This window comes from Synechococcales cyanobacterium T60_A2020_003 (assembly GCA_015272205.1).
GTDB lineage: Bacteria > Cyanobacteriota > Cyanobacteriia > RECH01 > RECH01 > JACYMB01.
In genome coordinates this window covers 1-26761 of the sequence record JACYMB010000325.1, presented here as the reverse complement: position 1 = coordinate 26761, position 26761 = coordinate 1, and the positions used below count along the sequence as shown (strand labels likewise).

Below are 26761 nucleotides of genomic sequence, written 5' to 3'. Positions count from 1 at the left end.
AATGTAGCTGCTTCAGCCATTCTCATTAACAATTCTTATTGCGGTGACCAGGTACAATAAATTGAATGTTGAAACGCTCCAGCAGCGCATCGCAGATCAAATTCAGCGATGGTATGTTCATCAACTCGGACACTCTAGGGTGGAAGTCGCTTGCCATATTTTTGGTAATAAGTTGATGGTTGTATTGGACAACGCCGTGACCCAACCGGAACAATTGTTGGTATCCAGTGGGCGCGCAGATTTTGCCGAACAGGTTCGCAATGCCCTCGATCATAGTTTGCGGTTACATCTACACCAGATTATTGAAGCCCTGACCCAAGTACGAATTGTTGATCTGTTGACGACGACCCAAATCAAAACAGAGCGCACTAGTATTGTGGCTATTCTATCGGACTCGGTAGCGACTACCCCTCCGGTAGCCATTCTCCCCCATCTGGCCAGGTCGGCACTTGAATATGACGATGAATGATCGCTTCCAAATCGTCTAGCATGAATGGCTTACGGATGTAATCGGTAAACCCGGATCGGAGAATGCGATCGCGATCTTCGTCGCTAGCGAGTCCAGTTACGGCAATGACCGGAACGTAGCGCAGGGATGGATCGCTGCGAATCATGGCCGCCAACTCAAACCCATCAATACCGGGCAACATGATATCAAGAAGGATGAGATCAGGGTGGTGTTGCTTGACTAGGGCTAGTCCTGCGATCGCGTCAACTGTGCCGATAAAGCGAAACCCTAACGAGCTCAGCGTGTATTCAAGAACGAGTAAATTGTCGTGATTGTCATCTACCGCCAAAGCCAGTGGAGACATCTCCCCACGGTGGGATGGACGATTGGGGGGTACGACTGTACCTACTGTCATGATTTAACTCCGTCGAAGTTACAGACATCGCATCAGATATTGGACGGAGGCACTCCCCTAAGCGGTAGTAGCGCTTAGGTAGGATGGCTCGCACGGTGGGAAGCCCCGTGCTCTGCAGTCTTGGGATCCGAAGGGCTGTTTTAACCAATGAGTTGTTTGTGAGAGCGCGGCAGCGTGATTAGGGATCAACCCAACGAAAACTAGGGCATCGTATTTTGATGTTCAAAGCTTAGGACTCAACGCATGGCGTTCTCTTCTCCGAAAGATCGCAGTACGGTGAATGCGTGACATCAAACTAATCAGGTCTCCTCAACACCCGTAATCAAGCGACAACCTTTTGTTATTGAAAAGCAATCTCAATTTAGGATTAGCTTAATCATTTATCGCTAAAACGTCAATCCACCTCCACCGGACTCACCGATTCGCGATCTGTCCACCATCTTCAGGACGATGGCGGTAGGCCGTGTTCCCCTGCATCCTAGCAATTTAAAGCTCGATCGTCAGACCGTTTGTGCTGTCTGGTGTTGAGCGATCGCCCCGTTGCAGGCGAACTTAATGGGCGATCGCGATCGCTTGCTCTAGCCGTGCCTGATCCAGGTGATGATGGTTCAACAGAATCCAGGATTGTACGAGGTCTGGGCCTTGGAGCGATCGCGTGAGTCCAGCTCGGAGGGACTTCATCACCAAGCCTTTCTTGACTCCGGTAGCCTTGGTTGCGCGGTTCACAATCTCTTTAGCACTGTCTTCAGTTAAAGGAGCTGATTCCGCCTTGAGTTCGTCCAAAACGGCTTGCAGCACCGCCTTAATCCCCTCTTGTTGGAGATGGGCAGCAGCAGCAGCAGTGATGGGGATATCGGCTTTAAAGAGATATTCCGTCATGGGCGCAGCTTCATCTAAGCGGGTGAGGCTTTGACCAATCAGGGTGGTGAGCTGGAGTAGCCAAGGGCGATCGCCCTCTGGATCAAACGTATATCCCGCTTCCTGCCAGTAGGGAATTAGCAGATCCAGCAACGTTTCCGATGGCATGGCGTGGAGGTACTGGCTATTGATCCAATTCAGCTTATCCCAGTCAAACTTTGCGCCTGCCTTGTTGACGCGATCGAAGGAAAAGACCTTTGCCGCTTCGTCTAAGGTGAAGATTTCATCCATTCCCTCCACAGGCGACCAACCCAGCAAGGTCATATAGTTGGCGATCGCTTCTGGGGTATAGCCCATCGCCTTGAAGTCCCAGATAGAAGTCACGCCATCCCGCTTAGAAAGCTTTGCGCCTGCCTGATTCAGAATCAATGGCGTGTGGCCGAATTCAGGGACAGTCGCTCCTAGAGCTTCGTAGAGCAAAATTTGCTTGGGTGTATTGCCGATGTGGTCTTCGCCGCGGATGATGTGGGTCATGCCCATGTCAATGTCATCCACCACCACCACAAAGTTATAGAGGGGTTGACCCATCTCGGTGGCCCTAGCGGCACGGGCAATCACCATGTCCCCGCCGAGATCACGCCCCTTCCAGGACACCTTCCCCCGCACCATGTCATTCCAGGTGATGTCGCGATCGTCGTCGATTTTGAACCGGATCACAGGCTGGCGACCTTCGGCAATAAACGCCTGCTCCTGTTCAGGGGTGAGATTTCGGTGGCGGTTGTCGTAGCGAGGAGCCTCATTGCGGGCTTTTTGGGCTTCGCGCATGGCATCCAGTTCTTCGGGGGTGTCGTAGGCGCGATAGGCCAAGCCTTTATCGAGTAGTTCTTGAATTTTCTGGCGATAGAGGTTGGTGCGCTGAGTTTGAAACTCTGGGCCTTCATCCCAATTCAACCCCAGCCAGGTTAAGCCGTCGAGGATGTTTTGGGTGTATTCGGGGCGCGATCGCTCTAAGTCTGTATCTTCAATCCGCAGAACAAAGGTGCCGCCATGATGACGGGCAAACAGCCAGTTAAACACGGCAGTACGGGCCGTTCCGATGTGGAGTTTTCCGGTGGGGCTAGGTGCGATGCGAACGCGGACAGACATATTCTTCAGACTCTTGGTGCGTTTTGCATTCCCCATTTTAGCGGTTGGGTGGGTGTTTCTAGAGACGAATTCATGGGGTCAAGTCCGGCATCGACATGACCGATTCGCTAGTTATGTCCTACTTTGGTCTGCTCATGCAGAATTAGGCGATCGCCCAACGGATCATAAATATAGATTTCCCGACCGTGGGATGCGGTGGTAATCGAGCCAGGTACAGGAATGTTGAGCGATCGCAATCGTTCGATAAACGCACCTAGATCGTCAACCTCTACGCACAGGCTAAGACTGTTGGTTCGGGCGGGAAACTCGGCTTCGTTGCTGGTAGCAGGTTTGAAGATTCCCAGACGCAGCGTACCGAGCTGAAATTCGGTGTAGCGATCGCCCTGAACGATGGGTGTGCAGGCAAAAACGGTTTCATAAAACTGAACCACTGGCGCAAGATCCACAGCGGCGATCGCCACAAACACTTCACTATAGGCAGAGGACATAGACAAATTCACCCTAGCTCCAAAGACTTAATAAGGAAAGACCGCTACTGGCGGCCAAGGTGCCAAAAATTAGCCCAAAGGGAATCGCGCCGATGACCAGCGGAACAATCGCACGCGCCCCTGCCCAAAACTCGTGGTAGGGGGTGGAACGAGACGCCGAAGGCATGACGTTGGGGCTAGTCATAGAGTGACAAATGGAGAGTAACGAGTCTAGCCTACTAAAACGGGCGATCGCTCGTCTTGGATGATTTTTCAACAGCGTCCCAAGGGATTCTCCTTCTCCGGACTGCGATCGCTCAACACCTCAACGAAAGCTAGGGCGGATTGTTTACGTGTTAACGCTGATCTAATGTATATTTTTGTTTATTAAATTGCGTAATTATATTTAAGTTTCTCTTGCGGAAAAACGATTTTTTATAGGGGCTTCATGAAGCTTTATGGAAACTCCACAAAAATGAGCTTGCTCGAACGCGGGATGCAGGCCAAGATTGTCTTAGTTCAGTGACTTTTGCTTATTAGTTGCATAAGTGCTGTCCCGGACTCTGAAAGGTTGGGAATCTCCGAAGCCTGATTCTCGTAAAGTCCACGAGCGAGGGTGTGCTGATCCGTAATCATCTACATCAGAGTGAAGCGCATCCTTGACGTTAACCAGTGTGCATCGGCTCTCTTTCAAACGAACGCCGCTCAGGATTAGGACGTAGCACAGCAGAACTTTCAATAGACTGAAAACCGAATTTCCGACTCGGATCACGAGTTTTTGGACGACTTAGCAAGCCTAAATCCGTATGCCAAAAATTTCAAAGAAGCCTTTGAAACCCAATCCGTTTATGAGTTACCGAGACCCGACTACAGGTCGTTGGGTTGTTGCTGTAGAAACCAACAGCGGAGAGTTTGTGCCACCCAAACCCCGAACCCCCGTTTTGCAGCATCCAAAGTATCATTTAGTGCCGATGTTAGCCGAAGCAGTCTTGGCAAAGGCTTCTTCCTGAAATACGGGCTTCAGATTGCCCATACCATGCTTAAAGATGTCCAGAGGCATACTGTCCGGGCGCTACACCAACTAGACGTTTGAAGTGACGGTTGAGGTGGCTTTGATCGGTAAGTCCCGTTTCAAAGGCGATATCGGCGATCGCCCGTCCTTGGGACAGCAACGTTTTCGCCCGTCCGACTCGCGTTTGGATCAGGTAGCGATGCGGCGGAAGTCCCAGATTTTTTTGGGAACGCCCGCAACAATCGGAGTGGTTTCAACTGCACAACGGCAGCCCACTCCTCCAGCGAAATGTTTTGGGCGTAGTGAATGTCTAAGTATTCCTGAGCGAGGGCGATCGCATCTGCTTCAATAGTTTGCCTGCATTGCAAAGGACGATACTCGCCATGGCGACGCACAAGCTAGTTGAGAGTCCACAGCATTTTCGATTCCCGTTCCAGAGTGGTTTCAGCCATTTCTAAGCTGTGGTGCAGTTGGTGGAGCGATCGCGCCAGTTCTGGATCGTGAATAACAGGCTGTTCAAAGTAGGGAACCCAGGATAGCTCTTGAGTCGATTGCAGGCTGGTAACATCTTCAGCGATCGCCTGCTGCACCAGTTCCACCGGAGGATACAGCATTCGATAGCTCCACCCTTCGGGCACACCGGCCTGACCTGTGTGCACTTCACCGGGATGAATCACGACAATGCGGCTTGGGGGGCGGCATGGTTTTCACCTCGGTAAGTAAACGCCTCCACCCCTGATTCAATCACGCCGATGGCATAGCCCTCGTGGGTATGGCGCGAAAATGCGTGGGTCACATAGGTTGCGCGGAGCAGTTCCACATCTTGTAAATCCGGATCTCGCCAAAATTTGACATGCTCAATGGCCTTTGTATTCATACAGTCTGGCCTTCTGGTAGAGTTTCCTACAAGGTTCAAACGATGGGCAGTGAGTCATCCTGGGTTCCAAAGCGCTTGGATCTATGCGATCACTGGCAATGCGGTGGGCGACTCCGTATCTTCAGCAACAGACTCTATTCATCTCCAGGTCTCAATCTTAAACCTACCGAATCCTGCTAAATCTGTCTTGGACATTTTTTCAGTCCTAATATTGCCCCTTACCCCTTTGATTGCCCATGACCTCTCTCGATCTCGCGTTTGTGCGTCAACAGTTTCCTTCCCTTGCCGGGGACTGGGTATTTATGGATAACGCCGGAGGTGCCCAAGTCCCTAAACCCGTGGTCGATCGCTTGCAGCAGTATCTCCTAACCTCCAACGTGCAGCATGGCGCATCCTACGAGGTTTCAAAACTGGCGGGCGATCGCGTCGCGGCGGCAACTCAAGCGATGGCGGATTTTATGGGTGCGGCCTCTGCCTCGGAGGTGGTGCTGGGGGCGTCCACGACGCTGATGCTCAGAATTCTAGCTTGGTGCTTGGTGCAAACTTGGCAACCGGGCGATGAAGTGATTGTCACCAACTGTGATCACGAAGCGAACATTGGTGCATGGACGCAGCTTGAACGGTTTGGTATCGTCATCAAATTCTGGCGGATTCGCCCGGATACCCTGGAACTTGACTTGGCGGATTTAGATGCTCTCTGCACGCCGCGCACCCGCCTGGTGGCCGTTACCCATGTGTCTAATGTGTTGGGTACGGTGAATCCGATTGGGGCGATCGCCCAACGGGTGCATCAACACAACGCCTTAATCTGCGTAGACGGTGTGGCCTATGCGCCCCATCGGTTAATTGACGTTCAAGCGTTCGACGTTGATTTTTACGTACTCAGCCTGTACAAAGTATTTGCGCCCCACCAGTCCCTGCTCTACGGCAAGCGGGATTTATTGCTAGCACTCCCTGGCTTCAACCACTATTTCATTTCAGATGCGACGCTTCCCTACAAATTCCAGCCCGGAAATGTCAACTTTGAACTGACCTACAGCTTGCTAGGACTGCAAGACTATTTCAGCAAGCTGGCTCACGCCCACTTTGCCGACCAAACCGCTCCAGACTGGCGAGGGCAGCTTCAGCAGGCGTTTTCGCTGATTACTGAGCATGAACAAGCCTTGGGCGATCGCCTCCTCTCCTACCTGGCGACGAAATCGACGGTGAGAGTGCTCGGTATTCCCACTCCCAACTCCAGTCAGCGCATTCCTACGATCTCGTTCGTCGTGGAGGAACGCCATAGCCAGGACATTCCGACCCATGTGGATACCCATCAAATCGCCATCCGCTGGGGAGATTTCTACGCCAAGCGGATGATTGAAGACCTGGGATTGGCGGAGCAAGGGGGAGTGGTGCGCGTTAGTTTAGTGCATTACAACACCTTGGAGGAGGTGGATCGTCTCATTCAAGCCTTGGACGAGGTGCTGTAGAATCCTCTCGGTGGCGTGAACGTGGGAGACAAAATGACAATGCCCGGACTTCGATCGGTAAAGCTAGGGTTGCGGATCCTGGGGCTGACCGGAACCCTGCTTTTTGTTAATAGTCTGAATCCTACGGTTTCTGTGGCGATCGCCCAAGTCGATCCGGCGATTGCGGCCTATACCCGTGCGGTCTCGCTGGCAGAGGTAGGAAACTATGACGAGGCATTGGCAGAACTTAACGATGCGCTCCGCGAAAATTCCGACTATGTCGATGCCTATGTCTATCGGGGATTTGTGCGGCTAATGGTCGGTGAGTCAGCAGAAGATGCTTTGGCTGATCTAAACCAGGCATTGACGCGATCGCCCACTGCGGACGTTTACAAAGCCCGCGCCGCCCTCCGCACCCGTCTTGGTGATCATGCAGGTGCAATCCAGGATTACGATCGCGCCCTCATCCAAGATCCAGACGATGCCGAAGCCTATCGGGGACGCGCAGAAGCCTATCGCATGATTGGAGCCTATCCGGCTGCCGAGTACAACTACACCCAAGCCCTGGACGCGAATCCCAGGGATGGGCTCGTGTATCGGCGTCGGGGGGAACTGCGGATGGGAACGGGTGACCCTGAAGCGGCCTTGGATGATTTCAACCAAGCTATTGTGCTCCAGCCAGAAGACCCTGAAGCCTATTATGGACGCGCAATTTTGCGATCGCAGCTTGGCGATATTGAAGGGGCAAAATCCGATTTTCAATCCGCCGCCGATTCCTTTCTCACCCGAAATCAGCCCGATCGCTATCGAGAGGCCTTGCGAGAGATTGACCGCCTCCCGTGATCGGAACAGGAGCACAGGTTATCATTGCGTGACACAAGCCTTAAAAAATACGATCGGACTCGCCCCTCCCCGCAAACTCTTCGCTATAGTTGAGCCGGAATAGCAGAGGTGAATGCTATGGAACTTGTCGTTTGTGCGTTTGTAGGATCGGAAAAAGCAGAGCAGGTTAAAAGCGCTCTCCAAAAATACGATGAAGAACTTGATGCCATCAAACTGGGCAACATCGCCGTTCTGAAAAAAGACGAAAAGGGCAAGTTCTCCTTCCATGAAACGAATGAAGACGCTGCCGTCAAGCAAGGTGCGACCATTGGGCTATTGTCGGGTGCTATTCTTTCGGTGCTGTTTGGGCCGTTGGCCATGGCCGCCGGAGCCGCCGCCGGAGCCGCCGCAGGCAGTTTACCGTTTGTCAGTATGGTGGACCTAGGGTTTCCCGATTCCGCCCTCAAAAAACTGGGTAACTCTTTGGATTCCGGCAGTTCCGCCCTAGTTTTACTGGCAGAACTGGATGAAGTAGCCCTTGTAATTGAGTTTCTAGAACAGCAGGGTGGCACCCTGATTCAGCACAGGCTACCTACTGATGTGATTAAAACCCTCAAAATGGTTGAACGCGAGCGCGAAGCGGTTGCAGATTAACAGCATTTTGCTTGGAATCGGTATTCTAGCTGTTGCCAGCTAGCTTGGGACATGGACATTGGGGTGGGGTGGCTTCGCCGCCCCACCCCAATGTCCTAACTGATATGGCTAGCGCTATAAATGGCATGAAAAAAGGGATGTAGAGAAATTTCTCATGCATCCCTTTTGCGTTTGGGCAATCGCCTAGGCTATGTCCTACTCAACGATAAAGCTGTGGCATGTGATCGTGCTCGCATCGGTATCAATCAACGTTGCGATGGTGATGAACTTCTCGCCAGGCTTCATTCCATTCTTGTCTACCTGAATCTCGGCATTTGAGCCAACTTGAACCCGTTGAACCAATGGTTCAAACGTCGTGTGTAGATCCAGTCCTTTGAAGGCCTTACCTGCAAAAACTTTTCGCATATCAAACAAGTCGTCCTTGACGCTAAAGCCTTTGATCTTGTCCTCACCTTCTTTCAGGGTCTTGTAGAAGAAGACATCACGGCCTTTACCCCCACTGAGCAGATCGTCACCTTTCCCTCCCCACAGGATGTCACCTCCCTTATCTCCACGGAGGACATCATTACCGTTCTTCCCAAGCAAGTAATCTCGCTTGTTCCCTCCGTTGAGTTTGTCGTCGCCGCCTGCAGCACTCAGGAAGTCGTTACCACCACGACCCAAGAGGCGATCGTTGCCACCACCTGCTTTGAGGCGATCGCTCCGTTGTCCACCATCCATGAAGTCGTTGCCCCTATTTCCCTGTATGAAGTCATTCCCTTGATATCCTAATAAGCGGTCGTTGCCGCCCCGTCCAGACATCGAGTCGTTGCCTCTGCCGCCATCCATGATATCGTTGTCGCGACCACCAATTAGAGAGTCGTTGCCGTCGCCTCCCTTGAGAATGTCAGCACCAGTCCGACCCGAGAGCAAATCATCTCCCCCATCGCCATTAACTTTGTCATTGCCACCCCCAGCTTTAACTAAATCATTGCCCTTACCTGTGCGAACTGAATCGTCACCTTTGCCACTGAGGACACTATCTGATTGCTTGCTTCCTTTGAGCCTTTCGTCTGCGGGGGTTCCAGGCAGACGATTCTTAATCACCATATCCTTTGCTTTGAGAAATGCGGGAGGTTCAGCAAAGGTAATGGGAGAATGAGCTTTTGCAAACTCACAGATATGCTGTGCTGTGATTGTCCATGAACCGGAAACAGAGGTCTTCAACGGGTTGCCAGCCGAGTCGGTGACGTCGTTACTGTCTTTGAGGGCGATCGTATATGTCCCTGGTTGTGACAATAGGTCTTTGTCGATCCCAGTCAGTTTCCAGGTAATGCCATCATTGGTTGTCAGGGTTGCGCCCGATAGATCGATAGGCTTACCATCAACTACTAATGTGAGGTCAGATGGATCTAAGTTCTGAACAGGTTCATCAAAGCGGATCTTGATACTTCCCAAGTCTTCATCCGTCGCAGAAATTTTGACGTTGCCTTCTGGCGCAGTGGTGTCAATAATGAGTGGCTTCTCACTACCGATGGGCGACGTTGCGGTGTCTAAGGTACCCTCATTTCCAGCTAGACTGGTGGCTACAACCTTGAGGTCATATTCACCTGCGGGGAGTTTGGTAATGGTTCCCTGCGGGATAGTCCATGTGCCATCACCGTTGTTGGTTGCAGGGTAGGTTACACCATCCAGAATCACGCTGACCTCTGCATTGGGGTTGTCAATAGTTCCAGCTATCTGAGGTGAGCTGTCGTTCGTCTTAACGGGATCAATTCCGACTACAGGTACAGTTGTGTCAATGGTGATATCGAGGGCTGATGAGACAGGACTGGTATTGCCAGCGGCATCGGTTGCCGTGGTGGTAATCACATGGTCACCATCGGCGATCGCCCCAGCGGTGAAGCTCCAGTTGCCAGAACCGTTGGCTGTGGTGGTACCCACACTGACGCCATCGACAAAGATTTCAACGGTGCTATTGGCTTCAGCGGTGCCGTCGAAGGTTGGGGTGGTATCGCTGGTAATGTTGTCGGTGTTGGATGTCCCGGTGTCACTGGCATCGATCAGGTTCGGGGTTGTCGGAGCAGAGGGAGCCGTTGCATCGATGGTGATATTTTTCTGGTTTGATAAAGCACTGGTGTTGCCAGCGGCATCGGTTGCTGTTGCTCTGATGGTATGAGTACCATCGGCGATCGCATTCGAGGGCGTAAAGCTCCAGTTTCCTGATCCATCTGCCGTTGCTGTGCCGACACTTGTCCCATCGACGAGGACATCAACGGTGCTGCCCGGTTCCGCCGTACCTGTGATGGTCGGAGTTGAGTCATTCGTAGTGCCCGTGGTCAGTACAACGGGTGCGGCAGGAGGTGTGGAGTCAATGGTGATATCGAGGGCTGAGGAGTCGGGACTGGTATTGCCAGCCGCATCGGTTGCGGTGGCTGTAATGGTGTGGTTGCCATCGGCGATCGCCCCAGCGGTGAAGCTCCAGTTGCCAGAACCGTTGGCTGTGGTGGTACCCACACTGACGCCATCGACAAAGATTTCAACGGTGCTATTGGCTTCAGCGGTGCCGTCGAAGGTTGGGGTGGTATCGCTGGTGATGTTGTCGGTGTTGGATGCTCCGGTGTCACTGGCATCGACGAGGTTCGGCGTACCCGGAGCAGATGGGGCGGCCGTGTCGATAGTGATATTGAGGGCTGAGGAGTCGGGACTGGTATTGCCAGCCGCATCGGTTGCGGTGGCTGTAATGGTGTGGTTGCCATCGGCGATCGCCCCAGCGGTGAAGCTCCAGTTGCCAGAACCGTTGGCTGTGGTGGTACCCACACTGACGCCATCGACAAAGATTTCAACGGTGCTATTGGCTTCAGCGGTGCCGTCGAAGGTTGGGGTGGTATCGCTGGTGATGTTGTCGGTGTTGGATGCTCCGGTGTCACTGGCATCGATCAGGTTCGGGGTTGTCGGAGCAGAGGGAGCAACCCCATCAATGACGATCGCCTTGTTTGCACCTAAGGAACCACTAGCACCTGGGCTAGGTAAGGTCAGTGTCGCATCGTTACCCGCAGCATCCTTGATGGTGCCGCCGTTGAGGGTGAGGGCAGTAGTGGAGGTGTAGTCGAGGTCAGCGGTGGTATCGCCAGCTTGAACGGTGTAGGTAAAGGTGAGGGTGTTGGAGCCGCTGCCGCTGACATAGTTAATGGTGCGATCGGTACTTCCGGTTTCTAGGGTCAGTTGCGGGGTTCCGGTGACATTCACGACCTCATCAAAGGTGACGGTGATGGTGACGACATCCCCAACGCTGTAAGTGCCATCAGTGGTTGAGGAGCTGATGTCGGTAACGGTGGGGGATGTAATATCAACGTTCAGTTCATTGGTGCTTTGGTCAAATAGATTAACGCCACCGTTGCTAATCTTCGCGACAACATCGTATGACCCTGAGGAGAGCGTGTTAGCATCAGGAACCGTCAGGCTCCAGGTTTTATTACCTGTGTCAACTGTTAAATTGCCATCGCCATCCGTGTAAGTTACACCATTGACTGTGACTTCAAATGTAGCGCCAGTCGGTAAGTTGACTCGACCTGTTATGGTTGGGGTGGAGTCATTGGTACTGAGGCCAGTGACCTGCGGTGCTTCTGTGGTGACACCGTTGCTATAGGTAAAGACCTTGAAATTTTGAGCAAATTGGCGATTTGTGGCGTTTTTTAATAATCCTGTTCGATAGCTAAACGTTGAAATGGGAGGGCTGTTCAGAGCCGTTTGAGCAAATTCTGCGGTAACCCGTACCTTTTCATTGGCATCAAGGTTACTGTAGCCGTTCGTGGATGAATTGAATCGCGTGCGTCCTTGCGTTCCGTTAGTAACTTGCAACTCCGTATTAGAGTTGACAGTGTAGGAACTAAACCCACCAAACTCAATAAACTCAATACGACCACTGCCTCCATCCAAATCCAGAGCCGTCATCTGAAAGTTCTGTAGTTCAACAGGTGTGGTAGTTCCTGACTCTACAAAACTGAACTGCCAATCTATATATCCTTCCGTTGCAGTATTGGTTGTATTCTTTGTAATTTCCGGCTGAAATGCTTTATCAGAAGCGCCTGTACCAGAACCTACTGCGTCAATGGTACCGATAGACATGCCTGCGCTAATCGCCTTTATTTCTAGGATGGCGTCAACTACAGTGCCATTAATCGTGATGACATTTGAGAACCGATATTGAGCTCCTACCTGCTTGTCGGTTCCGGCAATTAACGTTGGATTTTGGAAGTCAAGCTCTTGAAAATTAACATCGAGTGCCATGAGTACACCTTGCCAGGTTTCTAGTCGTTCGAGATGAAAGGGAAGAGACGGTGTGGATGCTGAGGTGCGAACCTGGAGATGCCAATCTCCACCAAGAGAGGCGTGTCCGGTCGGCGTTGCAGATGCAGCGATTTCTGCTCCTGTGAGTTGATATAGTTTCGCGATGAACTCGGTTCCAGCATCCCCCATCGCAACATTACAGCCGTAGAGAGACAGGGAAGGAGTCGTGGTGCAGCCAGAGAACCAAGTCTGAAGCGTATCCCTGTAGGTCGGAAGTGTTTGTAAGCTCAGTTCGCTATTGCCCAAATATAAGGTGGCTGGTGAACCATGACAAATGAGATGTACCCGTCCAATCTCTGGATAGAAATGCAGAATTCGTGTAATTTGCTCTACACCATCCTGCTGAGGGTCAAGGACAATTACCTTGATGTCTGACATCAAGCTATGTATCAAAACCTCATAGTCTTCAACACTAGGATCGATGATCACTAGTTCTAAGCCAGACTTTGATTTAAGCATTGATAGTTGTGTAGCAGTGTTGAGATTTGTCATGATATCAATTGCCATGAAATAGTTCTCCCGTGGATAATTTTCCCTGATGGTTTTTGACAGTGAGCGATGTGGAACTCTGGACAGCGATCGCCTTTTTGTAAAGCTCTAAACAATAGTTTAATTTTGCGTTTAGTTATAAACTCCCAGGCGATTTATTGCACGAAAAACTGAGAACGGTCTGCCTGCCGATCTATTAGTAACTCTAGGTTATAAATAACCTTTAATTTTAGAGATGTTCCTGATGTTTTCGCCTCTAATGCTGAATTCTGATTTATCCAGGCTCTTCAAAACTTGAAGTTCAAAGGCAGAGTTGAGAAGCCGTTCGGTTATGTGATGCTGTATAGCATTCCTCGCATACCCCCTAAACTTCAATACAGTGATTCATGATCTACTTCTTTGGTATGAATCAGTCGCAACTGGAGGATGACGACCATTCGGCATGATGGTTAGAGTCAAGATACAAACCCTAATAACTGTCAGCAGAATATTAGGTAACTTTGTTCGAGTTACGGTTTATGTCTTACTAGCTAGTATTCCCACCGCCCCATTAAGAATCGCAACTCCAAGCATAAAGTTTTTCAATAAAATTTCAGACCATTTCTACGTAAAAACACGATATCTGAGACACGCGGCACTGGTCGCCTAATAAGTGATGGATAGAATGAAAAGGTAGTGAACCAGTTCTAGCTATGCCCCGCCCTACCAAAATGTCTATGTCCTAAGCTAGCTGGCAACAGCTATAGCAGAATTTTAGAGCTAGGTATGGTTCAAGGATTTTTACTGACTGATGGGCGTTCAGGACTTGCGGATTCTACAGTTGTGCGATCGCCCTTTTCGAATGCGTCTCTACCCCCAATCTCCGTGCTACCGAGATGATCGCCAAAGGGTTTACGAAAACCCAACAAACGAGCCATTAAAAAGTTTTCCGTGAGCATTTCACAAACGGAAAACTTGCAGAGGGCGATCGCCCTTATGCCATTCATTTAGTCAGACCTAAAGCGCCTGAATCCACTCCTGAATCGTGTATTCCGTCCAGATCCCGTGCTTCCAGTAGGGATCACCTTCTACGAGTTCCCGCACTACCTCTTCGCTATCGGCGTCGTAGAGTCCAAAAACACGGGTGAGATCCTTGGTGGGGCCAATCGTGAGCAGTACACCCGACTCTTTTTGCTTCGCTAAACCGTCGAGATGGGCTTGGCGATGAGGTTCGCGTTTGGTGAGGACATCATCGCAATAGCTGCCCCAGAGGACGTATTTGGGCATGGGTTTTCTCCGTTGAGGTTCAAGGGGTGGGAAGTGAAGAGGTGGAGGGGTGAAGGGGTTAGCTGCGGGTTTCGACGCCGAATTTTTCGACGAGGACATCGCGCACTTTTTGATGGGTCTTTTCGACTTCCTCATCGGTGAGGGTGCGATCGCTCGCCCGATAGACTAAGCGGAAGGCCAGGCTACGCTTCCCTTCGGGTACATTTTTACCGCGATACTCATCGAATAATGCAACGGTTTCCAAGAGTGCGCCGCCTGCCTTGCGGATGGCTCGCTCTAGCTCTGCCACTGAGGTTTCGACCGGGGCATAGAAGGCAATATCTCGACCGGAGCCCGGATAGCTGGAAAAGGGCTTAAAGATTGGGGTGATCAAATCCTCACGCTCAAGCTGGTCGAATAGTACATCTAGAGCCAGTTCAAAGGCGTAGACTGCATCCGGCAAACCTCGCTCTTGGCGGACTTTAGGATGGAGTTGACCAAAGGTTCCTAAGCGCTCTCCTTGAACCCAGAGCGAGGCCGTCCGTCCAGGATGGAGAAGGGGATTGCGGCGATCGGGCTGGTATTCCACGGTTAGCCCCAAACGCTCAAAGACAGCGTTCAAAATTCCCTTCGCATCGTACCAACCGAGGGGCTGTTCTTGACCGCTCGTGGTCCATCGGCTTTGACGGCGATCGCCCCCCATGATGCCAGCCACAATATCCGCTTCGTTGTAGCCATCCTCATCCCGCCAGAAGATGCGCCCAATCTCAAAGCCATTCAGTGCGCCGTTGCCTTGCTCTAGGTTGTACTGGAACGCATCGATTAAACCGGGTAGCAGTTCGGTTCGCAACGCCGAATATTCCGCTAAAAGCGGATTGGCGAGGGCAATTTCAGTTTCCTTGCCCGTGGGTTTACCCAGAGAATAGTGGATCAGTTCCGTTAAGCCAACCGCCTGGAGGGCAGTTCGCACTTTCCGCGATGCCGCATACTCAAACGAGAGAAATCCTGGCTCGGTTTTATCCGGCAAGGTTTCGTAGAAGTTGTTGTAGCCGTAGAGCCGCGCTACTTCTTCAATGAGATCCACTTCTCGTTCCAGATCTCGATAGCGGTAGGGCGGAACCGTTACCGCCCAGACCCCCTCTCCGGTGAATTTCATCTGACAGCCTAAGGCTGTCAGCACTCGCTCCACATCGGCTACCGACAGTTCGCCAATATCGGCATCATCCATGCTGCTGGTCATTGATGCCCCGTGGACTTTGCTGAGATCAATGGGGCCAAGCAACTCATTCACCCGCTCCAGGCGAAGTTCGATGGCTTGGGTGGTGGCGATCGCCGTGCGTCGATCATCAACGGCTTGGGTTCCTAAGGTTCCGTCCGCCAGTTCTACTAGTAATTGCAGCGCTCGTCGGCAAGCCGTCTCCAGTTCGGCCTGGTTGACCCCTCGTTCGTAGCGGGCAGAGGCTTCGGTGCGGAGTCCCTGTGCCCGTGCCGAGCGTCGGATGGCAACGGAATCAAAGATGGCGGCCTCTAGAATTAAGTTCGTCGTTCCTTCAAACACTTCCGTATCTTCGCCGCCCATCACCCCGGCCAGCGCTACGGGATGATCATTAGCGGTAATCAGCAGGTTTTGTTCCTGTAATTTGCGCTCCTGACCGTCTAGGGTTTTCAGGGTTTCGCCCGATTTCGCCAACCGCACCCCCAGTTTCAGGGGCGATTTACCTGCTAAGGCTTGGAGGCGATCGCCATCGAAGGCATGGAGAGGCTGTCCCCACTCCAACAACACATAGTTGGTGACATCGACCACGTTGTTAATGGGGCGAGTGCCTGCCGCTTCCAGACGTTGCTGCAGCCACGCCGGGGAGGGCTGAATCGTGACGTTGGCGATCGCCGTTCCAATATAAATAGGACAGGCTTTGGAGTCATCGACACTGATTGAAAGCTTGCCTGTGTCGCCGTAGTTAAAGGATTCAGGAATCTCCGGCAACCGAAGGGAATTGCCCGTAATGGCAGCGACTTCTCGCGCTACACCGATCATACTCAGCACATCAGCACGGTTGGCGGTGGAGGTCAGATCCAAAATCACGTCATCCAAACCCAGGAAGGGACGCGCATCCTCGCCCGGTTTCAATCCGTCTTGGGTAAAGATGTGAATCCCATCGGACTCTTTTTGCAAACCGACTTCCGCCAGGGAACAGATCATGCCCTCCGAGGGCACATCCCGCAGCTTGCGCGGACGAATTTTTAAATCAATTTTGGGCAAATAAGTTCCTAACGTAGCGACCGGAACATAGATGCCAGCACGCACGTTAGCCGCACCGCAAACGATGGTCGAAGATTCTTTCGCACCAATATCCACCGTACACACGCTGAGCTTATCGGCATTGGGATGGGGCGATCGCTCCAACACATGACCAATCACCACGCCTTCCGCCCAACTTCGACGGTCTTCAATCTCTTCAACCTCAAACCCAGCCATCGTCAGCGCATCGGCCAACTCTTCAGGGGACAGGGTGATATCGATGTACTCACGCAACCAGTTGAGAGAGATACGCATTGCTTTGGTTTCTGCCTTATCTATGTAGTTCCCATATCAAGCGTCAACTAAGGCTAGCCTGTAGCTTGCCATCGTGCTGACGTTTTGGCCCAAGCGATTCAAACGCCTCACCTATTCTACCGAGGACTTACCCACTTCGCGTGCTTTTGCTGTCACGTTGTCCCAATCAGTGAGCATGCATGTGCAAAAGCGCTCTTAGCCGTCCGTCGAAAGAGCGCTTTTGCATGGGGGCAATCCCACTACTCAGGATTGAGCGTTAAAAATCAGGGCGAGTTCGCGGCTAGAAACCCGGGTCGGGTAACGCATAGCAGAGTAAGGGATCTTGCAGTGCCCAAGGGAGAAGATCGTGGAGACAGGTTTCGCCCTGAGTCGCGGTATCACCGGATGAGTCTCCGATCGCGTACAGGGCTGCTGAACGTTCTTCGCTAACCTCTACGGTCGATGGTTCTGCCCAGTCCTCGACTGTGCCGACAACTTGAGCGGTTCTGCTTGTACCGATGACCTCATCAAACGTGCGAGATTTTTCTAGTTTGGTAGACCGCTTGCTGATGGTGGCAATCGACGCATCGAGGCTTGAAGACGATAGTCCTAGCGCACTCAAATCAACTCCAGTCAACCGTTCAATCTTGGCAAGCGTATAGTTGCCGAGGTAGTTGCCATAGGTTTTGTAGTTATTTTTGAGCTGCCGATAGCTCAACTTTCCATCAGCGAGGATGAAGTTCTCAATGCGGTGCTGCTTTTGTTTCCAGTTCAGCAGGAGCACGCCCTGCCCGCTTTCCGTATCCCCTGCAACCAGATGCTTCCCTTCAAGTTCAGCCACGTAGGACGAATCGAAATTTAGACCCAGACCTTTGGCGATCGCCCCATCGCCTTTGGAGCCGCCATTGTCCAGAATGATGGTGATTGCTCGGTTACCCAGCTTGTACACATCGCCACTGCTGCCACCCACCAGCACCGTTCCACTGAGGTTATCGAGGGACGAACCACTTTTGGAGATTAAGGTATCTTCGCCCTTCAAGCCGTAAACGATATTCAGATTTCCACCCGTAAGGCGATCAGACTGGTTTGTGCCAGTTTTTTCCTTGAGTTCTCCAACCGTTTGTTGTCGTGACATCGAGAATTTTCTCCGAATGATTAAAAAGATATGCCTAGACCCCAGCAGAATTCGTAACCGTCTTTAGTGTATTTTTTCTTAATCCACCCCCCGATCGTTGGCCTAAAAACTCTTAGCAGAATTCGTAACCGTCTTTAGTGTATTTTTTCGTACATAGAATCTAGGCAAACTGTGCGCAGTCCCTCATATCGATTTTGGGTTTTGTGCGCGGAGAAAAGCTTCAGGTCTGCGTTGGAGATACGTTGCACCATTAGCAATTCCAGCCTTGGAGCCGTCATTGTCTACTTCAGAAATTTGGTATCGCTATTTGAATTTAGGGTCAGACTCATGCTGATATTAAGAGCAGCAGTGCTTTGTCGTCACCGTTGGGTAGCTTGGGATGAATTTCAATTTCTTGGACTTATTCTGGGTCTTTCTGATCATTTCGACGGTACAGCCGTTTTTACAGCGGCGGCGGATTGAGACACAGCGAGTCAGCAGTATTCAACAATTTGAGCGATCGCGCGGTAGTCGGGTGATCTTGCTCATTCATCGTCAAGAATCGGTGAGTTTGTTCGGCATTCCCGTGTCCAGCTTCATTAGCATCGAAGACTCGGAACAAGTTCTGCGTGCGATTCGGCTCACGCCGCCCGATGTACCGATTGATCTGATTTTGCATACGCCCGGTGGGTTGGTGCTAGCGACGGAACAGATTGCCCGTGCCCTGATTCGTCACCAAGCAAAAGTCACAGTTTTCATTCCCCACTACGCCATGAGCGGCGGCACCATGCTTGCCCTCGCCTCGGATGAAATTGTGATGGATCCCAATGCGGTCTTGGGGCCTGTTGATCCTCAACTGGGGAGCCTGCCAGCCGCTAGCTTGATTAAGGTGGTGCAGGATAAACCCATCAGCGATATTGACGATCAAACCTTGGTCATGGCTGACATTGCCCAAAAAGCCCAGCGTCAAGTTCAAGCCTTTGTGCGAACGCTGTTGGAAGATAACGTTCCCGTTCAGAAAATCGAACCAGAAAATATCGAGAAAATCATTGATCGCCTGACCACGGGCGTTGTCACCCACGACTACCCGATCACCGTTGAGGAAGCCACGGAAATGGGCTTGCCCGTATTGGCGAATCTGCCGTTGGAAATTTATAAGCTAATGGATCTCTATCCCCAACCGCAAATGGGACGACCATCGGTGCAGTATATTCCCATGCCGTATCAGGAGCGGCCTGCATTACCGGGACAGCGAAATCCAAAGAAATAATCTAATTTGGGGCGGGTTTTGTCCATAATCGGGATACTGACCGAAGTCGGTCGGCTAAACCTGCCCGTGCAGAATCGAAGCCATGTCATCCAGACGTATGAGCGGTGACGATCGCCCCTACTAATTCACAAAATCCGTTAACCTCGGCTTCGGTGGTGATTACGGTGGGATGATGGGTGAGGCGATCGCCATAGTGCCGCAAATTAGCAACGCCCACGGACAGCGGAAACCGACGGGCATCAAACAAACTTTCATCGTTAGGACTATCGCCAACGGTAATAACCTGATCCGGGTTTAGGCGAGGAAAATGGCGATCCAGAACGGTCAACAATCCATCCGCCTTATCCTGGGTTGCAGGCTTAATGTGGCATTGCACCGTACTGTAGGTAAAACTCCACCCCTGCTGACGGCAGCGATCGCCCAACTGATCCAACTCCGCATCCGATAAGCCCGTCACATCAAACGTCCAGTCCGTGAGCCGAAAGGCATTATCTCCCGATTCCCGCAGGTTCGGAAAATCTTGACAAAGCTGATCAAACATCTCCCGTAAACGCTGGCGATGGGTGGAAATGTCCTCCAGGTCCACCAGATAATCGGGGTGCTCGTGACCCGTTTTGTAGAACAACCCGCCATTCTCAGCGATCGCCCCCACAATCGGAAAATAATGACTCAAGCCATTCACCCACCCCGCCGATCGCCCCGTCACGATCAGCACCTCTACCCCCACCTGGCGCAACCGTTCCCAGGATTCCAAAAGGGCGATCGTAAACCGTCCATCCAAGGTCAATGTGCCATCCATATCCGTAGCGACTAAGCTGATATCGGACAACCGAGCCACAAAATCTGGCGCTGTTTGCAAACTTTTGGGGATAAACGTCATACACTTGGTGATTAGGTAGCCTGAAAATGAAATTGATACGCTAGGGGTGGCTATGGCAAAACTTGCAGCCGATCAGCGCAACTACTACTATCTCATCGATGCCGAGCGCACGGGCATCCACAAATCTATCTTGGCGGCTCTATACGCAGCCCACCAATCGCCATTCCTCAATGACGAAGAAACCGGATTGGGGATTTCCCCTGCAAACCGGATTCCGCCCGATATTTTGAAAACCTTCTCAGGCCAGGTACAGTACGCTGCCAATACCCTGCGGAGTCTCACCAGCGTGTTGACGGCAACGGGATGGCGCGGCACGGATATTTGGGATCCCGATCAGGGACGCTACACCGATCGCTTTCTTCAAGAAATTGCCAACGGCTACACCCCAAACGTCAACGACTTCAGTGCTGCCCTTCTCGAATCCACAGACTTTGACACCCTCAAGGCCGCTTACCTAGAGGACATTGCCCAATCCTTTCAGGCTGTCTCGATGCCCCAAAATCTGGCCTATCTGGACGGGGCATTGCTCACCTTTGCGGAACGAGTCCCCCGTTACTACAAAGGACTGGTGCAACAGCGGGATGCTGTGGTGGAAGCCTTTCGCCTCTGGCGCAAGTTCGACAACCGCCAAATCGCCATCAACTTTTTGCGCGAGATGCCGCCCCACACTCCCCTTACCGAATCGATAGACGAGGGCATGGTCGATCGCGGTTTAATGCTGTTTGCCCAAAACGTAGCGCGACATTACAGCGGCTATCCCAATCAACGGGAAGCCCTAATCCGATTAGTCCAACTTTGGCGACAATTGGATTCCCGCGAAGGGGCGATCGCCTCCTTACAGAAAAATATCTCTGCCGAAACCGATCTAGCACTCATTGATCCGGCTTTGATTGCCTTCGTTCAGCGCATTCCCCAGCAGTACCAGCGCAAAGCCGAACAGCGTCACGCCATCACCGAAGCCTATCGCCTCTGGCGACAGCTTGACTCGCGAGCCAGTGCCCTTACTGCCATTGGTATCGATCCGCAGTCCCTTTCCACTGCACCGGAAAACCGCGAGCAGTTGTTAAGCGTTGCCGCCCACTTAGACCGGGAACTGCTGGCATTCGTGAAACAAATTCCGATTACCTATCACGAAGAAGACCACCAACGGGAAGCCTTGATCCGCTTGGTGCAGCTTTGGCGAAAGCTGAAGGATCAGGAGACCGCTCTGGAATCGTTGTTAGACGATGTTCAACGGATGCAGCGGGCGCACCCCAGTTCTCCAGAGGCCGCCCCTCCGCCCCAAGCTACACCCTTGCCTCCCCGTCCCAGCCGCTGGACACCCGATAATATTCAAATCTATGCCGCTATTATTCCCAATGGAACCTTTACCTGGGCTGAGGCCACCCACGGCGGAACGCGGATGCCGCCCAACCAAAATGCTGTAGACGCGATTGTGAGAATTGCGCGACTAGCTCAGGAGGCGAGGAACCGGATTGGGCGACCCTTTTGCATCATAACCTGGTATTGTCCGACGGATGACCATACGCATGTCGCTGGAATCTCCCAACGTCACCATGGGGTAGGCGATGCGATCGACTTCTATTGCGAAGGGTTAACGGGGGATCAAATCTACTGGGCCCTCGATCCCTGGTGGCCCGGTGGGTTAGGACGATACGCGCAGTATCCCTATCTATGTCATTTGGATGCCCGCAGGGAGCGATCGCGCTGGATTCACTAAATTCTCTAAGCCCTCGCCTGTGTGCCTTTGCAGCCCCTCTCCTCAAAATTGCTGAACCATTTCACCCTGGATGGGGGCATGATAGGAGTGTGGCTCATCGTCAACAGTCAAAACGAAGTCTAAATGGATGCTTTATTCATTTGGAAACGGCTGCTGATACATGATGCCTGGGGAAACCGTACCGGGCTGTAACACTTGTTAAGACCAGCCGTGAGAAGGCTGCGTCTTCAGGTAGGGGGTTCGCCCCCACCCACGGCTGAACACAACCTTCGACTACTATAGACATTTAAATTGCCGATTCGGGAACAACGGTATGGAGGTTGAACCATATTCACCGTTTCTATGCATTGTTGAGCTGAACGCGATCGCGATGGCTCCTGCGTAGGATTTCCACAAACCCCTCGGATAGGGAGTGCATCACCCTGTATGATGTACCATCCCCCCTCGTCACTGGTCCTGAAAACCGGGTGCTTCAGTAGTTCGACCCAACGCCTTCGGGTTGAACGATCGCCGTTAGTTGCTCTATCAAACAGTAGGTAGATTCCATGAATACCCCAACGCTCTACCCCACATCCACCTTGGCTCAATCCCCATCAGGCAACCTGCCCGGAGCACCAAAGCTGTGGATGACCTCGACAGGAGTTTTAGCAGTTCTACTCATCGGGCTGGGGGTTTACGGCAAGCTGAAGTTTGATAAACTTGCCAAAGAAAAGCGGTTTGAGGAATTGAAAAATCGCGATTTGCAGAAGAAATTGCGCTTAGCTCTGCAAACCATCAGCAAAATGGAGCGCAATCCTGACCTAATCCACTCCCGCGAATTTAACCTGGACTATCTGCGAATGCGGATGGATGAGGATCAATTTCGATTCCAGATTATTAACCAACTCAAAATTAAGGTTAAAGAGCGAATTTCCGTGGCGTTGCGGGCTGCGCCTGCGGGCAATACAGGTGTAGTTGGCATTGCGGGTAGTGGGGGTAAACAAATCGACGAAATCTTTGACGTCGAGTATAGGCTGCACGACCAGCCTAAGTCGGAGACGCGCGTGCTGTTCCGGGTTCAGATCAAAATGACAAAATTGCCCACCCAGGCGACATCAGCAACTGTCAGCCAAATCGTGGACTGTTTGGAACAGTTTATGAGTCCAGAGGCAGAAGAGGACAACTGGCAACCCGTAATTCAAAACCGGATTGCGTCGCTGCACTGGGATCAAAAGGCGAAGCCAACTCCATTATTGGTGTTGGAACAATCCAACGATGGGGCAAACGTCACCTACCGCACCAAGCGCATGGTTGAGCGATAGATTGCTTTACTGATATCGCCAGATCTTGAGGGTGCGATCGCCACTGCCGCTGATCAACGTCCGACTATCGGGACTAAAGGCGATCGCGTTCACTGCCCGATGATGTCCATCCCGTGTTCCGGTCAGGGTGTGGAGCAGCGTTCCCTTGGGCAAACTCCAGAGCTTAATCGTGTGGTCATCGCTGGTACTCGCTAAAAGCTGACCATTGGGACTAATGCACACCGCCCGCACCCAGTCTAAGTGTCCAATGAGCGATCGCTTTAAAACACCAGACTCCAAATCCCACAGGTTCACGGTGTTATCGCTGCTGCCACTCACCAACAGCGTATTTTCAGGATGAACCGCCACACAGTTTACATCCCGCTTATGGGCATCGAGGGTGTGAATCAGTTCGCCAGTGCTAAAGTTCCAAATCCGGATGAGGTTATCGGTACAGGCGCTAATCAAAAACTGCCCATTGGGACTAATCGCCACCGCCGCCACCGCACGGGGATGGGGAATCAGGCGTAGCAGCTTCCCGGTGCCGAGTTGCCAGATCCGCACCATGTGGTCATCGCTACCCGTCACGATCGCCTGTCCATCGGGACTCATCGCCAATGATATGGTGACAGCGGCGATCGCTTGATGGGTCAACTGCCGCTGCAATGCCTCCGTTTCCACATCCCAAATCCGAATCGTATTATCCACGCTGCCGCTAATCAGCGATCGCCCATCGGGACTGAAGACAATCGATAATACGGGAGCACGATGGCCTTCAAAGGTCGTAATCAATGCCCCCGTTCCCAAATGCCATAGCTTGATGGTGCGATCAAAACCAGCGCTCGCAAAGAACTTTCCGGTCGGACTCATGGCGATCGCCGCGACGGAATTGGCATGGGCGTGCAGGGTGTGAAGGCATCGCCACACCAGGGGTTGCGACGATACCCGAATCCGAAAGCCGGACGACGATGGTGTTTTGGGTGTCGCCTGTTGGGGCGATCGCCCTTGCAAAACCGCAGATGCAGGCCGCTGAATACTCGATTGTCCCCGAACGCCCCGACGGCTTAGACTGCGCGACCTGTCAGGCTCAATCTGTCCAAGCACCTCTAATACCGCCTCTGCTGACGGAAAGCGTTGACTAATGGCAGGTTGCAGCAACCGATCCAACACTTGCCCTAACTCTGAACTAATCGGCGCGGGTAAGAAATCTCGCCACACCCACACTCCATCCGTGAACGAGTAGAGATCAAACGGCGGCACATTCGTCAGCAAATGCACACAGGTCACGCCCAAACTATACAAATCACTGGCAAAAACGGCCTTGCCCCCTGCCTGCTCCGGCGCAGCGTACCCCGCACTGCCGATCACCGTCCCGGTTTGATAGAGCGCCGCATCCGATACCAGTTTAGATGCCCCAAAATCCACCAACACCAGTTGTTGATCCCGCTGTCGCCGCACGATGTTCGCAGGTTTAATATCCCGATGAATCACCTGGCAATCGTGAACAAACTGAAGCACGGGCAACAGGCTTGTCAACAGATCATAAATTTGGGATTCGCTAAACACCCCAGACAGGGCCATCTCCTGCGCTAAATTTTGCCCATCTACATAGCTCTGCACCAGGTAGTGATAGGGAGCCTGGGTAAAGTGCGCCAACAGGTAGGGAATTTGGGGATGGTGCCCTAAATGCTCCAATCGTACAGCTTCTTGGTGAAATAGCTCCTGGGCTTTGACCAGGCGATGCGCCTCCAACTGGTCTGGGCAAAATTGCTTAATCACGCACTTGGGTCGGGATGGGCGATACTCATCAACCGCAAGAAACGTTTTGCCAAAGCCCCCATGCCCAATGGGTTTAATCGCCCGATAGCGATCGCTCAGCCGCATCGGTGCTCCACAGTTCTGACAAAACTGTGCCGTCTCCGGGTTATGGGGATATTGGCAACCAGGATTGAGGCAATAGCTCATACTAGAAACGTTGGCAAAGAAGTTGCCCAGTCTGCCCATCTATCAGCATCTGCACGATCAATGGTACGTCTTTTCTCTAGTTTTCCCTATTCATTGCAAACACCCCACAGTGGATACCACTGGGACGGCAGCGATCGCCGTTTTTTTGAAGGATGGTATTACCGCGTCACGCTGCCTGATATTCGGCAAACCTTCGCCTTCATGTATTCCATCGAAGATCCGATCGGTGGCAAACCCCATAGCGGCGGCGCAGCCCAAATCCTAGGCCCCAATGATGAATACCTCTGTCGTTCCTTTGCCGATGTGAGCCAATTCTGGGCATGGCGGGATGGGTTGGGCTTAGGACACTGGCGATCGCCCTCTCTGGATCTCCAACCGCAACACCTTACTCCCGATGAGTTTGAAGCTCAGATTCGGGAAGGCTATCAGGCAACGGCGACCTGGCATCAGGGCACGCTCCGCGATCCCGGCACAGGCCACTCCGCCCGCTGGCAGTACGAAATCACGCCCGTCTACGGTTGGGGCAATTCCGATCAGCCACAGCAATCCACCGCTGGCTGGCTCTCTCAGTTTCAAATCTTTGAACCGGGGTGGCAAATTCTAATGGCGCACGGTTGGGCAACGGGCTGGATTGAATGGAAGGGCGATCGCTACACCTTTGACCATGCTCCCGCCTACAGCGAAAAGAACTGGGGCGGCAGCTTTCCGCAAAAGTGGTTTTGGCTCAACTGCAACGCCTTTGAGAACGAACCGGATTTAGCCTTAACTGCCGGAGGTGGACGACGACGGGTCATCGCCTGGATGGAATCGGTGGCAATGGTGGGGATTCACTATCGAGGGCAGTTTTACGAGTTCGTACCCTGGAATGGGTCGGTGAACTGGGAGATTCATCCCTGGGGAACATGGCGGATGTGGGCGGATAATGGCGACTATGCCGTTGAACTGGTGGGCACAACGACTCACCCTGGAACGCCCCTCCGTGCCCCCACCGAGCAGGGATTGGTGTTCTGTTGCTGTGATACGATGCACGGTAGTCTGACCTTGCGGTTGTATGACAAGGGCGATCGCACCCAGCCCATTCTAGAAGCCCATAGCCAAGTCTGTGGATTGGAGGTGGGAGGATCACCCTGGACGGACGTATGGCGATCTGAGGGGCAAACCGCATCTGTTATGATTGGCTAATCCTGGGGCTGTAGCTCAGCAGGATAGAGCAACCGCCTCCTAAGCGGTAGGTCGCGCGTTCGAATCGCGCCAGTCCCGTAAGCAAAAACCAGGCCAGTCCATGATTTTCGGCATTCTCGATATCTTAAAATATAGCTGTTGCCAGCTAGCTTAGGACATGGACATGTGGGTGGGGCGGCTTCGCTATCCTACCTAAATGTCCTAATCGATATGGCGATCGCTCATTGTTGTATGCTAAACCTTCAATTCCAGGCTGCTATACAGCAGTTGTGCATGGCAGAGAACATCAATGACAGATACACGAATCGGTGCGTTACCCGGCGTTCAACCCTAGGGTGCGTGTAGTGCGTGAATCCCGGATATCAAATCGTCCGTCGTACCAACCCAACCCACGATTCCCCCTTGGGCACAGACCATATCCAGCGTCGCTTGCTTAACCTCTGGGAAATAGCTCTCCGTCGCGTCTTCAACGAGTAGACACTCATATCCCCGATTATTGGCCTCACGCATCGTTATCTGCACGCAAACCTCTGCGGTTACGCCTGGATAATGGCGTTGTTGCATGAAAGAGGGGTTGCGGGCGGGAGAGGCATGGTAAATTTCA

20 protein-coding genes, 1 tRNA gene and 2 pseudogenes are annotated in these 26761 nt (G+C 52.3%); 10 read left to right on the top strand and 13 right to left on the bottom strand.

Annotated features, from left to right (window positions below; genetic code table 11):
• Positions 1-43: 43 nt before the first annotated feature.
• Positions 44-469 (top strand): DUF2294 domain-containing protein, encoded by a 426-nt coding sequence (locus tag IGR76_16180; GenBank protein MBF2080005.1) that lies wholly within the window; start codon positions 44-46, stop codon positions 467-469.
• Here IGR76_16180 and IGR76_16175 read toward each other — a convergent pair.
• From IGR76_16175 to IGR76_16160, 4 genes and pseudogenes are all read right to left on the bottom strand, one after another.
• Positions 405-863, bottom strand: coding sequence for a response regulator (locus tag IGR76_16175; protein ID MBF2080004.1), 459 nt, complete (start codon positions 861-863; stop codon positions 405-407). The genes IGR76_16180 and IGR76_16175 overlap by 65 nt on opposite strands.
• 552 nt (positions 864-1415) lie before the next feature.
• The gene (locus tag IGR76_16170; GenBank protein ID MBF2080003.1) at positions 1416-2867 is read right to left on the bottom strand and encodes a glutamate--tRNA ligase; all 1452 of its coding nucleotides are present in this window, start codon (positions 2865-2867) and stop codon (positions 1416-1418) included.
• A gap of 107 nt (positions 2868-2974) precedes the next feature.
• A complete protein-coding gene (locus tag IGR76_16165; GenBank protein MBF2080002.1) occupies positions 2975-3355 on the bottom strand; it encodes a VOC family protein in 381 nt (126 codons plus the stop codon).
• A 34-nt stretch (positions 3356-3389) separates the two neighbouring features.
• Positions 3390-3521 (bottom strand): annotated as a pseudogene (locus tag IGR76_16160) (branched-chain amino acid ABC transporter permease).
• Between the two features lie 661 nt (positions 3522-4182).
• Here IGR76_16160 and IGR76_16155 point away from each other — a divergent pair.
• Positions 4183-4344: a hypothetical protein gene (locus tag IGR76_16155; GenBank protein ID MBF2080001.1), complete on the top strand. Its 162-nt coding sequence runs from the start codon at positions 4183-4185 to the stop codon at positions 4342-4344.
• A 30-nt stretch (positions 4345-4374) separates the two neighbouring features.
• Here the strand turns inward: IGR76_16155 and IGR76_16150 are convergent.
• Positions 4375-5223, bottom strand: a pseudogene (locus IGR76_16150) (AraC family transcriptional regulator).
• Positions 5224-5459: 236 nt separating this feature from the next.
• Between IGR76_16150 and IGR76_16145 the strand changes: the two are divergent.
• From IGR76_16145 to IGR76_16135, 3 genes are all read left to right on the top strand, one after another.
• Positions 5460-6695 carry a cysteine desulfurase-like protein gene (locus IGR76_16145; GenBank protein ID MBF2080000.1) on the top strand — a complete coding sequence of 412 codons (1236 nt, stop codon included), beginning with the start codon at positions 5460-5462 and terminating at the stop codon, positions 6693-6695.
• 33 nt (positions 6696-6728) lie between these two features.
• Positions 6729-7517, top strand: a complete 789-nt coding sequence (locus IGR76_16140) for a tetratricopeptide repeat protein (GenBank protein ID MBF2079999.1) — start codon at positions 6729-6731, stop codon at positions 7515-7517.
• A 117-nt stretch (positions 7518-7634) separates the two neighbouring features.
• The gene (locus IGR76_16135; protein ID MBF2079998.1) at positions 7635-8150 is read left to right on the top strand and encodes a DUF1269 domain-containing protein; all 516 of its coding nucleotides are present in this window, start codon (positions 7635-7637) and stop codon (positions 8148-8150) included.
• 195 nt (positions 8151-8345) lie between these two features.
• Here IGR76_16135 and IGR76_16130 read toward each other — a convergent pair whose 3' ends face one another.
• The 5 genes from IGR76_16130 to IGR76_16110 all read right to left on the bottom strand — a co-directional run bounded on the left by IGR76_16130 (position 8346) and on the right by IGR76_16110 (position 17881).
• Positions 8346-12938: a DUF4347 domain-containing protein gene (locus IGR76_16130; protein ID MBF2079997.1), complete on the bottom strand. Its 4593-nt coding sequence runs from the start codon at positions 12936-12938 to the stop codon at positions 8346-8348.
• Between the two features lie 800 nt (positions 12939-13738).
• A complete protein-coding gene (locus IGR76_16125; GenBank protein MBF2079996.1) occupies positions 13739-13954 on the bottom strand; it encodes a hypothetical protein in 216 nt (71 codons plus the stop codon).
• Between the two features lie 10 nt (positions 13955-13964).
• Complete coding sequence (locus IGR76_16120; protein MBF2079995.1) at positions 13965-14234, bottom strand: YciI family protein; 270 nt, start codon at positions 14232-14234, stop codon at positions 13965-13967.
• 58 nt (positions 14235-14292) lie between these two features.
• Positions 14293-16767, bottom strand: a complete 2475-nt coding sequence (locus IGR76_16115) for a phenylalanine--tRNA ligase subunit beta (protein ID MBF2079994.1) — start codon at positions 16765-16767, stop codon at positions 14293-14295.
• Between the two features lie 280 nt (positions 16768-17047).
• Positions 17048-17881 (bottom strand): hypothetical protein, encoded by an 834-nt coding sequence (locus IGR76_16110; GenBank protein MBF2079993.1) that lies wholly within the window; start codon positions 17879-17881, stop codon positions 17048-17050.
• 379 nt (positions 17882-18260) lie between these two features.
• On the opposite strand from IGR76_16110, the gene IGR76_16105 reads away from it, so the two are divergent.
• Positions 18261-19130, top strand: a complete 870-nt coding sequence (locus IGR76_16105) for a hypothetical protein (GenBank protein MBF2079992.1) — start codon at positions 18261-18263, stop codon at positions 19128-19130.
• 85 nt (positions 19131-19215) lie between these two features.
• Here the strand turns inward: IGR76_16105 and IGR76_16100 are convergent, their stop codons facing one another.
• On the bottom strand, positions 19216-20010 hold the full coding sequence (locus IGR76_16100; GenBank protein ID MBF2079991.1) for an HAD family phosphatase: 795 nt from the start codon (positions 20008-20010) through the stop codon (positions 19216-19218).
• A 52-nt stretch (positions 20011-20062) separates the two neighbouring features.
• On the opposite strand from IGR76_16100, the gene IGR76_16095 reads away from it, so the two are divergent.
• The gene (locus IGR76_16095; GenBank protein ID MBF2079990.1) at positions 20063-21730 is read left to right on the top strand and encodes a peptidase M15A; all 1668 of its coding nucleotides are present in this window, start codon (positions 20063-20065) and stop codon (positions 21728-21730) included.
• A gap of 545 nt (positions 21731-22275) precedes the next feature.
• Positions 22276-23031, top strand: coding sequence for a hypothetical protein (locus tag IGR76_16090; GenBank protein MBF2079989.1), 756 nt, complete (start codon positions 22276-22278; stop codon positions 23029-23031).
• A 6-nt stretch (positions 23032-23037) separates the two neighbouring features.
• Here IGR76_16090 and IGR76_16085 read toward each other — a convergent pair whose 3' ends face one another.
• Entirely contained in the window at positions 23038-24975 is a 1938-nt protein-coding gene (locus tag IGR76_16085; GenBank protein MBF2079988.1) for a protein kinase, read from the bottom strand.
• 60 nt (positions 24976-25035) lie between these two features.
• On the opposite strand from IGR76_16085, the gene IGR76_16080 reads away from it, so the two are divergent.
• Entirely contained in the window at positions 25036-26157 is a 1122-nt protein-coding gene (locus IGR76_16080; protein MBF2079987.1) for a tocopherol cyclase family protein, read from the top strand.
• Between the two features lie 4 nt (positions 26158-26161).
• Positions 26162-26235 (top strand) — tRNA-Arg (locus IGR76_16075).
• 252 nt (positions 26236-26487) lie between these two features.
• Here IGR76_16075 and IGR76_16070 read toward each other — a convergent pair.
• Positions 26488-26761, bottom strand: a 274-nt coding sequence (locus IGR76_16070; protein MBF2079986.1) for an isochorismatase family protein, incomplete at its 5' end; no start/stop codon positions are given.

Excerpts from the sequence above, each read along its gene's own strand:
- IGR76_16175 (MBF2080004.1), bottom strand. The coding sequence starts at position 863 with ATGACAGTAGGTACAGTCGTACCCCCCAATCGTCCATCCCACCGTGGG.
- IGR76_16170 (MBF2080003.1), bottom strand. The coding sequence starts at position 2,867 with ATGTCTGTCCGCGTTCGCATCGCACCTAGCCCCACCGGAAAACTCCAC.
- IGR76_16165 (MBF2080002.1), bottom strand. The coding sequence starts at position 3,355 with ATGTCCTCTGCCTATAGTGAAGTGTTTGTGGCGATCGCCGCTGTGGAT.
- IGR76_16155 (MBF2080001.1), top strand. The coding sequence starts at position 4,183 with ATGAGTTACCGAGACCCGACTACAGGTCGTTGGGTTGTTGCTGTAGAA.
- IGR76_16145 (MBF2080000.1), top strand. The coding sequence starts at position 5,460 with ATGACCTCTCTCGATCTCGCGTTTGTGCGTCAACAGTTTCCTTCCCTT.
- IGR76_16140 (MBF2079999.1), top strand. The coding sequence starts at position 6,729 with ATGACAATGCCCGGACTTCGATCGGTAAAGCTAGGGTTGCGGATCCTG.
- IGR76_16135 (MBF2079998.1), top strand. The coding sequence starts at position 7,635 with ATGGAACTTGTCGTTTGTGCGTTTGTAGGATCGGAAAAAGCAGAGCAG.
- IGR76_16130 (MBF2079997.1), bottom strand. The coding sequence starts at position 12,938 with ATGCTTAAATCAAAGTCTGGCTTAGAACTAGTGATCATCGATCCTAGT.
- IGR76_16125 (MBF2079996.1), bottom strand. The coding sequence starts at position 13,954 with ATGAATGGCATAAGGGCGATCGCCCTCTGCAAGTTTTCCGTTTGTGAA.
- IGR76_16120 (MBF2079995.1), bottom strand. The coding sequence starts at position 14,234 with ATGCCCAAATACGTCCTCTGGGGCAGCTATTGCGATGATGTCCTCACC.
- IGR76_16115 (MBF2079994.1), bottom strand. The coding sequence starts at position 16,767 with ATGCGTATCTCTCTCAACTGGTTGCGTGAGTACATCGATATCACCCTG.
- IGR76_16110 (MBF2079993.1), bottom strand. The coding sequence starts at position 17,881 with ATGTCACGACAACAAACGGTTGGAGAACTCAAGGAAAAAACTGGCACA.
- IGR76_16105 (MBF2079992.1), top strand. The coding sequence starts at position 18,261 with ATGAATTTCAATTTCTTGGACTTATTCTGGGTCTTTCTGATCATTTCG.
- IGR76_16100 (MBF2079991.1), bottom strand. The coding sequence starts at position 20,010 with ATGACGTTTATCCCCAAAAGTTTGCAAACAGCGCCAGATTTTGTGGCT.
- IGR76_16095 (MBF2079990.1), top strand. The coding sequence starts at position 20,063 with ATGGCAAAACTTGCAGCCGATCAGCGCAACTACTACTATCTCATCGAT.
- IGR76_16090 (MBF2079989.1), top strand. The coding sequence starts at position 22,276 with ATGAATACCCCAACGCTCTACCCCACATCCACCTTGGCTCAATCCCCA.
- IGR76_16085 (MBF2079988.1), bottom strand. The coding sequence starts at position 24,975 with ATGAGCTATTGCCTCAATCCTGGTTGCCAATATCCCCATAACCCGGAG.
- IGR76_16080 (MBF2079987.1), top strand. The coding sequence starts at position 25,036 with ATGGTACGTCTTTTCTCTAGTTTTCCCTATTCATTGCAAACACCCCAC.